Origin of the sequence: Mycobacterium sp. 1245852.3, assembly GCF_001669335.1 — a bacterium.
GTDB lineage: Bacteria > Actinomycetota > Actinomycetes > Mycobacteriales > Mycobacteriaceae > Mycobacterium > Mycobacterium europaeum_A.
The window spans coordinates 1-9,774 of sequence record NZ_LZLL01000475.1 but is presented as its reverse complement, the minus strand read 5'-3'; the positions used below and the strand labels follow the sequence as shown (position 1 = coordinate 9,774).

Annotated in this window: 11 protein-coding genes; 5 read left to right on the top strand and 6 right to left on the bottom strand. The window is 65.6% G+C overall.

Features of this window, described 5'->3' with window-relative positions; translation table 11 throughout:
* Positions 1-86: 86 nt before the first annotated feature.
* The 6 genes from A9W96_RS21180 to A9W96_RS21155 form a co-directional block, all read right to left on the bottom strand.
* Positions 87-671 (bottom strand): hypothetical protein, encoded by a 585-nt coding sequence (locus tag A9W96_RS21180; RefSeq protein WP_067142772.1) that lies wholly within the window; start codon positions 669-671, stop codon positions 87-89.
* Positions 668-1,552: a hypothetical protein gene (locus A9W96_RS21175; RefSeq protein WP_067142770.1), complete on the bottom strand. Its 885-nt coding sequence runs from the start codon at positions 1,550-1,552 to the stop codon at positions 668-670. Before A9W96_RS21175 ends, A9W96_RS21180 begins: the two co-directional genes overlap by 4 nt.
* Before the next feature lie 55 nt (positions 1,553-1,607).
* Entirely contained in the window at positions 1,608-2,003 is a 396-nt protein-coding gene (locus A9W96_RS21170; RefSeq protein ID WP_067023397.1) for a hypothetical protein, read from the bottom strand.
* A 121-nt stretch (positions 2,004-2,124) separates the two neighbouring features.
* On the bottom strand, positions 2,125-3,489 hold the full coding sequence (locus A9W96_RS21165) for a cytochrome P450 (protein WP_067142768.1): 1,365 nt from the start codon (positions 3,487-3,489) through the stop codon (positions 2,125-2,127).
* Positions 3,490-3,537: 48 nt separating this feature from the next.
* Entirely contained in the window at positions 3,538-3,738 is a 201-nt protein-coding gene (locus tag A9W96_RS21160; RefSeq protein WP_067142764.1) for a ferredoxin, read from the bottom strand.
* 53 nt (positions 3,739-3,791) lie between these two features.
* The gene (locus A9W96_RS21155; RefSeq protein ID WP_066880500.1) at positions 3,792-4,493 is read right to left on the bottom strand and encodes an SDR family NAD(P)-dependent oxidoreductase; all 702 of its coding nucleotides are present in this window, start codon (positions 4,491-4,493) and stop codon (positions 3,792-3,794) included.
* 281 nt (positions 4,494-4,774) lie between these two features.
* On the opposite strand from A9W96_RS21155, the gene A9W96_RS21150 reads away from it, so the two are divergent.
* The 5 genes from A9W96_RS21150 (at position 4,775) to A9W96_RS21135 (ending at position 9,578) form a co-directional block, all read left to right on the top strand.
* On the top strand, positions 4,775-6,310 hold the full coding sequence (locus tag A9W96_RS21150) for an aldehyde dehydrogenase family protein (protein WP_067142761.1): 1,536 nt from the start codon (positions 4,775-4,777) through the stop codon (positions 6,308-6,310).
* Positions 6,307-7,512 (top strand): CaiB/BaiF CoA-transferase family protein, encoded by a 1,206-nt coding sequence (locus A9W96_RS21145; RefSeq protein ID WP_066864329.1) that lies wholly within the window; start codon positions 6,307-6,309, stop codon positions 7,510-7,512. The genes A9W96_RS21150 and A9W96_RS21145 overlap by 4 nt, the downstream gene beginning before the upstream one ends.
* Positions 7,513-7,734: 222 nt before the next feature.
* On the top strand, positions 7,735-7,917 hold the full coding sequence (locus tag A9W96_RS31630) for a hypothetical protein (RefSeq protein ID WP_156765345.1): 183 nt from the start codon (positions 7,735-7,737) through the stop codon (positions 7,915-7,917).
* On the top strand, positions 7,907-8,725 hold the full coding sequence (locus A9W96_RS21140) for an ABC transporter permease (RefSeq protein ID WP_066864326.1): 819 nt from the start codon (positions 7,907-7,909) through the stop codon (positions 8,723-8,725). The genes A9W96_RS31630 and A9W96_RS21140 overlap by 11 nt, the downstream gene beginning before the upstream one ends.
* A gap of 7 nt (positions 8,726-8,732) precedes the next feature.
* Positions 8,733-9,578 carry an ABC transporter permease gene (locus A9W96_RS21135; RefSeq protein ID WP_066864323.1) on the top strand — a complete coding sequence of 282 codons (846 nt, stop codon included), beginning with the start codon at positions 8,733-8,735 and terminating at the stop codon, positions 9,576-9,578.
* Positions 9,579-9,774: the final 196 nt, after the last annotated feature.

Below are 9,774 nucleotides of genomic sequence, written 5' to 3'. Positions count from 1 at the left end.
TGGCGGCCGCCGCCGGCGTGTCGGCGCCCTCAGCTCACAGTGAAAGCCATGGGTTCACACGCAACGGTCGAACTAGCTGAAACGGCCTAGACCGGATCGAACTTGGTGATCAGCCAGGCGCCGTTGACTCGGGTCAAACTCACCAGCACGCTGCTGGAAGCCATCGCGGGGTCGGGAGTGTCCTTGCTCGTGGTGCTCTGGTCGACCAGCACCAGCACGACCGCCGAATTCGGGTGCAATTCCTGAACCGCGGCCCCCAACACTCGGGCGTTGGTTTTGAGCGACTTCTGCTTGGCTGCCGGCGCGACGATCTGTTCGGTGAACTGGTTGTAGTACGACAAGAAGTCCCCGGACAGGTGGGTCTTGGCGTTGGCGAAGTCCTTGTCGAGTGACTCCGGCGAGTACGACAGCAACGCGACGGTTCCGTCGGACGCCGCATTGGCGACCGCGCTCGCGACGCTGGCGTCGGTCTGTTTGTCGGGCCGGTACTGCTTGAAGTACAGCCAGGTCGCCGTGCCGCCGGAAAGCAGCAGCAGCACAATCAGAATCACGGGAACGACTTTCACCCTGCGCCGCGCAGGTGGAGCGCTACTTTCGTCGCGGTCGGTTTGGTCGACAGAGTCGTCGGCAGTGTCGACGGCCGTGTCGATGCCGGGCTGGTCCTCGCTCACGGAATGAACTCCACGTTGGACATCTTGTATTGCCCGCCGTCGTTTTTCACGGTCACCTTCAGCCGCCAATTGCGTGGTGCGTCCTTGGCGCCCGCGGCGTTGGTGACGTGCGAGGTGGCCGCGACGAGAACCAACGCAAAATCCCCGTTGATGGTTTGCACGGCCGCCGCGTTCACGCTTCCCTGCGTGACCACTTTGGACTGTTCGACGACGGTCGTGAAATCCTTTGCGCGCGCTTGGAAGTCGTCCCGGAACGGGCCGGTCGAGCTGTCGATCACCCGTTGGACGTCCTCCTTGGCCTTGTTGAAGTCCATGGAAGTCAGGTTGACGACACCTTGTCGGGCTCCCGCGAGAATGTTCGCGGCGCGGTGGTTGCGCTCGATCGTTTCATTGTGGTTCCACACCATGTATCCGCTGGCGCCGAGGAAGGCGCAGATGAGCAGGATGACCGCCGCCTTCCACACCACGGACCACGAGGGCAGCCGCAGACGCCGCCGAGAGCGGGCCGACTTGGCTTGCGCTTCTGTCCCTTCGGCGGTTTCGTCGGAGGCTTCGCCCTCGTTCTCGGCTGCTTCGGTGCCGGTTGCCTCGACGGTTTCGGTGACGTCGTCGTCGGTCTCCGGCTCGGCGGTGTCGGTTCCGTCCTCTTCGGCGGCCGGCGCCTCTTGGGCGGTCTCGGGCTCGGTTGTGGCCGCGGTCGCTGTCTCGGTCTCGGTCTGGGCCAGCGCTTCGCGCCGGAGGCGGGCGGCGCGAGCGCGGGCGCGGGCCGCGGCGGCCAGCGCCTCGGCTTCGGCGGCCTCGGCCTCGGCCTCCTCGAGCAACGCCTGCACGTCGGCCTTCGAGGTGGCCGAATCCACCGGCGCCTTCTTCTCGTCAGCCATCGTGCCTGCTGCCCGTCGCCGTCATGATCGACCGACTCCTGTACCTCTCACGCGGCTACCATCGCACGAGCGAGAACGGCCAGCTGTTGGCGCCCCCCGGTCCGCCGCCGCAGCCGGTGTCGAACGTCGAGTCGACCTGACCCGCCAGCGTCACCGGATCCCACGAGTAGACGTCATGCGAGGGAAAGAACTGGACCACGCAACGCACACCGAAGGGGTCGTCAGCGGCCATGACATAGCGGCCATCGGTCAGATGGGCCTCTCCTCGCCAGGGCGCCGCCTGCCCGTTGGGCTGCGGCGTTGCGTACACCTGCAGGCATCCAGGCGCTGAATTAACGCACGGGTTGATCGACCAGATCCAGCTGTGGCCGGGATCCCGGTTCGTGTCCACCCGGTAATTGGAATACAGCATGTCCGCGTGGGCGCTCGGCGTGAGAGTCAGCGCGGCCATGGCAAGCGCAAGGCTCATTGCGAAAGTCTTCACCGATGCGTCTCCCTCTCTGCGCACGCGTTTGGCTCAAATATAAGACGCGGTCACGCTGAACAGGCCGACTCGCGAAATTCTGAACGGCTCAGTCGATGACCGCGACTTCCTTGCGTTCGGTGATCGGCCGGGCGAGTTCCTGTTCGTCGCAGATGCGCTGAAGCTTCTCCAGTGTTTCGTCGAGGCCGGCCCCGATCTTGCGGCCGGGCGTGAAGGTGGCCGGCAGCTTGCGCATGCCCTGGATGACGCCGATGGTCTCGTAGTGAACGGTGCCCTCCGGATCGCATTTGTAGTCGGGCATCCGGTCGAGGACCGCGGTGAGCATGGATTTGAACACGGTGCGCGCCACGTTCGAGCCGATGCAGCGGTGCACGCCCAGCCCGAAGCTGAAGTGCCGGTTACCTTTACGGTCGAGGATGATCTGGTCCGGGTCGTGGAACACCGAGGGGTCGCGGTTGGCCATCGCCCACGAAATCCACAGCCGCTCACCCTCTTTGAACTGGGTGCCGTCGAGCTCGGTGTCCTCGGAGAAGGTCCGGCCATCTCCGGGCGCCGGGGTGAAGTAGCGCAAGAACTCCTCGGTCGCGGGGTCGAGCAGGGTCTTGCGCTCGTCGCTGAGCAGCTGTCGTTGCTCCGGGTGTTCCGAAAGCCATTCCAGCGAGTGGGCGGTCAGCGCGGTCGTGGTGTCGAAGCCCCCGCCGATAACCAGGCCGAGGTTCCCCAAGATTTCCAGCTCCGGGGCCGGCTCACCGTCGATGCGCATCTGGAGTAGGCCGTTGACGATTCCGGGCCGCGGGTTCGCGCGGATCTCGATCATATTGTTGACCATGTCGAGGCCCATCTCGCGGTGCATCGCGGTGACACGCTCGATGTCGGGGGAGTGTTCGGGCGTGTACACCGCGGCATGAACCGGCTCGCTGTACAGGTTCCACTTCTTCAGCGGGATGCCCAGCATCGCCAGCGTGAAGACGGCGGGCACGATGTTGGCCAGGTCGTCTACGAAGTCGATGCGGCCACTTTCGATCTTCTCGTCCAGGCAGGCGCGCGTCACGTCGTCGATGAACGGTTCCCAGCGCTTGATCGCCGCGGGCGACAGGTACGGGTTGAGCACGGTTCGGTAGATGCGGTGCTCGGGGTCGTCCATCTCCAGGATCCCGCCGCGCACCGCGCTGACCCGGCTGGCCGTGGGGATCGAAATGCCTTTGTAGCCGCGGCGTTCGCCGTGGATGTCGTGATCGTTGGAGACGGCGGGGCAGCGGGCCAGCTCGAACACCTCGTGGCTGCCGGCCGCAACCCAGTGGCCGCCATAGGTATCCGTCCAGGCCATCGGGCACTTGGCGTGCATCTCTTCGGTGATCGCTTTGAACTTCGACCGGTATTCCGCGGAATGCCGGTCGAAGTGGTACCGGTTCTTCTTGCGGTCGCTGTCATTGACGACGTCGTCGACGCTCAATGCTCTGTCTCCCTATGTGTTTGCCGTAGCTACGGATCCGATAGCGGCTCAGGCGTCGTCGGTGATCATGATGGCCTGCTCCGGACAGGACTGCGCGGCCTCACGGACCTGGTCCTCGCGGTCGGTGGGCACCACCTCTTCGACCGCCGACGAGCTGCCGTCGATGTCGCTGAGCTGAAACGATTCCGGCGCGATCATGGCGCACAGGGTGTGGCCCTGGCACCGCTGTGAATCCACCCAGACCTTCACGGATTGTCTCCTCTCACACTGGTTACCGGGCGCCGCCGACGAATCGCCACCGCTCAGGTGTTGCGACCGCCGTTGACGCCCAAGATCTGACCGGTGATGTAGCCGGCCTCCTCGGACACCAGGAACGCGCACGCCGCCGCGATGTCTTGCGGCGTGCCCATCCGGCGCACCGGCGTCCGCGCGATGGTCTCGTCGATGTCACCGAGGAATCCGTTCTTCTCGGCGGCGCGCAGCATCGGGGTGTCGATGAAGCCGGGCGGCACCGCGTTGACCGTGATGCCCTTGGGCCCGTACTCGAGTGCGAGCGACTTCGTCAGGCCGTTGACCGCCGACTTGGCCGCCACGTAATGACTCATGTAGGGCGCACCGGAATGCGTGCTCGACGACGAGATGTTGACGATGCGTCCCCATCCCGCCTCGACCATGTCGGGGAGCACCGCCTGGACGGTGTGGAAGACGCCGTTGAGGTTGACGTCGATCACCCGCTGCCAATCCTCGAAGGTGATGTTGTTGAACTTCTTGAACCCGTCGAGGCCGGCGGCGTTGACCAGAACCGTCACCGGCCCGAGTTGCGCGCGGACGGCCGACAGCGCCGCGTCCACTTGCGAGCGATCGGTGACGTCGGCGGTGAAGGCGAAATCGGCTTCCGATGGCCGCAGGTCGATGGAGGCGACGTTCAAACCGTCGGCCCGCAGGCGTTGCGCGACGGCGAGGCCGATGCCGGATCCGCCGCCGGTGACTACCGCAGTCTTCATGTAGAGGCCTCTGCTCCGGAGGGGGCCATTTCAGTCACAAAGAATCTCCCTTACAATTATGAGAACCCTACTCTCCGCGCGGAGCGCCGTGCAACATGCGCCTAACACCGCGTCCGGCCTGCGGGAAAGACCCTGGCCGGCAGTGTACGGCCGGTTGCGGCCCTGGTCAGCACCCCCGATCTCATTCCTGAGACTTTCTTGAATTATCGAAAGTCGAATGTAAGATTCGCCGGGGAAGAGAATGAAATTATCGTGATCGCCACCACACTAGGGGGTACGGAATGCCTGCCCAGGACACGGCAGAGCCCGCCACTGGAACCACAGTGACCGTCGCGGATGCCGCGCCTGAGTCCCACGTCGACCGCCGTCTGTTGATCGATGGCCGGCTGGTCAGCGCCGACAGGACGTTCCCCTCGATCAACCCCGCCACGGGTGCTGTGATCGGGCATGCGCCGGACGCCGGTGGCGAGGAAGCTCAAGCGGCGATCGCGGCCGCCCGGCGGGCGTTCGACGAGACCAGCTGGCCCACCGACGTCGAGTTGCGGATCCGCTGCCTCGACCAGTTGCACCAGGCGCTCGTCGACCACGCCGAGGAGTTGCGCGACCTCACCATCGCCGAAGTGGGCGCCACCCGCGCGCTGACCCAGGGCGCTCAGCTCGACGAGCCGATCGGCATCGTGCGCTTCTACGCGGACCTGCTGCGCACCTATCAGTTCACCGAGGACCTGGGCGAAAAAGAATCGCGAGGCATGCTCCACCACCGCTGGGTGGAAAAGGAAGCCGCCGGGGTGGTCGGCGCCATCATCGCTTACAACTACCCCAACCAGCTCGCGCTGGCGAAGCTCGCCCCGGCGCTGGCCGCCGGATGCACGGTGGTGCTCAAGGGCGCCCCGGACACACCGCTGGTCACGCTGGCGCTCGGCGAGCTGATCGCCAATCACACCGACATTCCGGCCGGGGTCGTGAACGTGCTGAGCTCGTCGGACCCGGCTGCCGGGGTAGCCATGACCACCAGCCCGGACGTCGACGTCATCACCTTCACCGGGTCGACTGCGGTCGGGCGCAAGATCATGGCCGCATCGAGCGACACCGTGAAGCGGGTCTTTCTGGAGCTGGGCGGCAAGTCGGCGGCGATCATTCTCGATGACGCCGACTTCGCCAACGCGGCCCTGTTCGCGGCGTTCAGCATGGTCACCCATGCGGGCCAGGGCTGTGCGCTCACGTCCCGGCTGTTGGTGCCCAGGTCGCACCACGACGAAATCGTCGAACTGATCGCGCAGAACTTCGCCAAGGTGCGCCACGGCGACCCGGCCGATCCCAAAACCTATATGGGACCGCTGATCAACGAGCAACAGCGGGACAAGGTCGACGGCATGGTGCAGCGCGCCGTGGCCGCCGGGGCGACCCTGGTCACCGGGGGCAAGCGACTCGACCCGGGCTACTTCTATGCGCCGACGCTGCTGACCAACGTCGATCCCGACAGCGAGATCGCCCAGGACGAGATCTTCGGGCCGGTGCTCGTGGTGATCGCGTTCGACGATGACGACGACGCCGTGCGCATCGCCAACAACTCGATCTACGGGCTCGCGGGCGCGGTGTTCAGCCGCGATCAGGACCGCGCGCTGGCCGTGGCGCGCCGGATCCGGACCGGATCCTTCTCCATCAACGGCGGCAACTATTTCGGCGCGGATAGCCCGTTCGGGGGTTTCAAGCAGTCGGGCGTGGGCCGGGAGATGGGCGTCGCCGGGCTCGAGGAGTTCCTCGAGCGCAAGACCTTCGCCGTGCCCGCCGTCTCAGCGAAAGGAGCCGGCGCATGAGGCCGCTCGAAGGCATCCGCGTCCTCGAAGTCGCCATGTACGGGTTCGTGCCCTCGGCGGGTGCGGTGCTCGCCGAATGGGGTGCCGACGTGGTCAAGGTCGAGCACGCGGTGACCGGTGATCCGCAACGTGGACTGCGACAGACCGGGATGCTGCGCGTCGAGGGCGATCCCAACCCCAACATCGAGCACGCCAACCGCGGCAAGCGCAGCATCGGGCTGGACATGTCGGTGCCCGAGGGTAAGGAGGTGCTCTATGAGCTGGCCCGCCGCTCGGATGTGTTCCTCACCAGCTTCCTGCCCGACCACCGGCGCAAGTTCGGCATCGACGTCGATGACATCCGGGCGGTGAACCCGAAGATCGTCTACGCGCGCGGCAGTGCGCTCGGCCCGCGCGGCGAAGAGTCGACCAAAGGCGGCTACGACATGACCGCCTTCTGGTGCCGGGCCGGTACGGCCGCCACCATCACTCCGGCCGGCATGCCGGGCATGATCGCGCCGCCCGGACCGGCGTACGGCGACACCATCTCGGGTACCAACCTGGCCGGCGGCATCGCGGCGGCGCTGCTCAAGCGCGAGCGCACCGGCGAACCGTCGGTGGTCGACGTGTCGTTGCTGGGCAGCGGGCTGTGGTCGCTGGGGCACACGGTCGCGCTGACAAAGCATCTGAACCAGCGGCTGGAATCGCCGCCGCCGGGCGTGCACGGCGCGCCCAACAACCCGCTGGTGGGTTTGTACACGACATCCGACGGCCGCTACATCTCCTTCGTGATGATGCAGCCCACCAAGTTCTGGGCCGACGTGTGCCGCCACGTCGACCTGCCCGAGTTGGCCGATGATCCGCGCTTCGACACCGTGGAGAACATCGCCGCCAACACCGCGGACGCGGTCGAGCTGCTGACCAAGGCCATCGCCGGCCGCACGCTGGCCGAGTGGAGCGAGCGCTTCGCCACGCTCTCCGGGCCGTGGGCGCCCGTGCAGGACACCCTGCAAGCGGCCGAGGATGCGCAGATCCGCTCGAACGAGTACCTGGTGCGGGCGGGCGAACTCGAGCTGGTGGCCAACCCGGTACAGTTCGACGTCGCAGCGCCACAGACCGGGCCAGCCCCCGGATTCGCAGAGCAGACCGACGAGATCCTGATGGAGCTCGGCCTCGACTGGGACCGCATCATCGAACTCAAGACGGCCGGCGCCGTCACGTGAGCACTATTTGGACTGGAGTCAGCAGCGACATGCTTGAGCCGACCGTCGCTTGCGTTGGGACGCAGTCGCCTTGCGCCCGTGCACCAATCGCGGAATGCGCGATAACGGTTATGCATTTTTCGCTCCGCCCGGACGCGGCATGAGTCATAATCGCCGGACGCTTCAAGACGTGGGGCCCCTCGTTTTGCAGCGCCAACTCACGCAACAGAACGGAGGTCTGGCGTGAGCGAGGTCGCGGCTGTCACTTCCAAGGCCGATGCCGGAAATTGGCTGCCCGCTGAGCATTTCGCCCTCGTCAGCGGGCGTTTACGGCCGTCAATTCTGCTGAACTTACCGCAGCCGTTGCGCCAGAACAAGACTGCCGGTCTCGTAGCGTGGAAAGGGCCTGACGCCGATGGCAACTAAGGGCGCCGACCACTGGTCAGCGGGATTACCGCAGCTGAAACTGAAATTCGACTTCACCGGGCCCATGCACGCCGTCGGCGCCCTGTTCGCGATGTCCGCCGACGCGGTCAAGTACCTGTTCCGCCGGCCCTTCCAGTGGCGGGAGTTCTTGGAGCAGTCCTGGTTTGTCGCGCGGGTGTCGCTGGCTCCCACCTTGTTGGTCGCCATCCCGTTCACCGTCCTGGTCAGCTTCACGCTCAACATCCTTTTGCGCGAACTGGGCGCGGCGGATCTCTCCGGTGCGGGCGCCGCGTTCGGTGCTGTCACCCAGCTCGGCCCGCTGGTCACGGTTTTGATCGTTGCGGGTGCCGGCGCTACGGCAATGTGCGCGGATCTGGGGGCGCGGACGATTCGCGAGGAAATCGACGCGATGGAGGTGCTGGGCATCAACCCGGTGCAACGTCTGGTCACACCGCGCATGCTGGCATCGGGATTGGTCGCCTTCCTGCTCAACAGCCTGGTGGTCATCATCGGCGTCCTTGGCGGTTACGTCTTTTCGGTATTTGTCCAAGACGTCAACCCCGGCGCGTTCGCTGCGGGCATCACGTTGCTCACCGGTGTTCCCGAGGTGATCATTTCGTGCGTCAAGGCAGCGCTTTTCGGCCTCATCGCCGGCCTGGTCGCCTGCTACCGGGGCCTGTCGATCACCGGCGGTGGCGCCAAGGCCGTTGGCAACGCGGTGAACGAAACCGTCGTCTACGCCTTCATGTCGCTGTTCGTCGTCAACGTGGTGGTCACCGCGATCGGCATCAAGATGACGGCGAAGTAGGGCTGCCATGGCACTGAGGGCCGCATATCCGCGTCTGACCCGTCAACTCGAGAGGCCGGTCGCCCTGATGGGGCGGATCGGCGATCACACCCTGTTCTATGGCAAGGCGCTCGCCGGGGTGCCCTTCGCTGCCACCCACTACACGCGCGAAGTCATTCGACTGGTCGCCGAGATCAGCATGGGCGCGGGCACTTTGGCGATGATCGGCGGAACCGTGGTGATCGTCGGCTTCTTGACGCTGGCGGCGGGCGGCACCCTGGCCATCCAGGGGTACACCTCGCTGGGCAACATCGGCATCGAGGCGCTGACGGGCTTTCTGGCCGCGTTCATCAACGTGCGCATCGCGGCACCGGTGGTCGCCGGGATCGGTCTGGCGGCCACCTTCGGCGCCGGCGTGACCGCTCAGCTCGGTGCCATGCGGATCAACGAAGAAGTGGATGCCTTGGAGAGCATGGCCATTCGGCCGGTCGCCTACCTGGTCAGCACCAGGATCCTGGCGGGAATGATGGCGATCACGCCGCTGTACAGCATCGCCGTCATCCTGTCGTTCGTGGCCAGCCAGTTCACCACCACGTTCCTACTGGGACAGTCGCAGGGTTTGTATCAGCACTACTTCAACACGTTCCTGAATCCGATCGACTTGTTGTGGTCGTTCCTGCAGGCGATTCTGATGGCGCTCACGATCCTGCTGATCCACACCTACTACGGCTATTTCGCCTCGGGGGGACCGGCCGGCGTCGGCAACGCGACCGGCAACGCGGTGCGCACCTCGCTCATCGTCGTGGTTTCGGTGACCCTGTTGGTCTCGCTTTCTATCTACGGTACGAACGGCAACTTCAACCTGTCCGGTTAGCAGAGGAGGTGAAACAGCAATGACGCAGAATGTTCCGGCCGGTCGCGGCGCGGTCGGGGGGCGACCGGCGCGCACCGGCCATGCGCGGCCGCCGGCCGGGCGCAACTACCTGCCACCCTTGCTCGGACTGGCCACCGTCCTCATCATCGGTCTGATCTTCGCCGTCGCGGTGGGTCTGTTTCAGGGCTCCTTCACC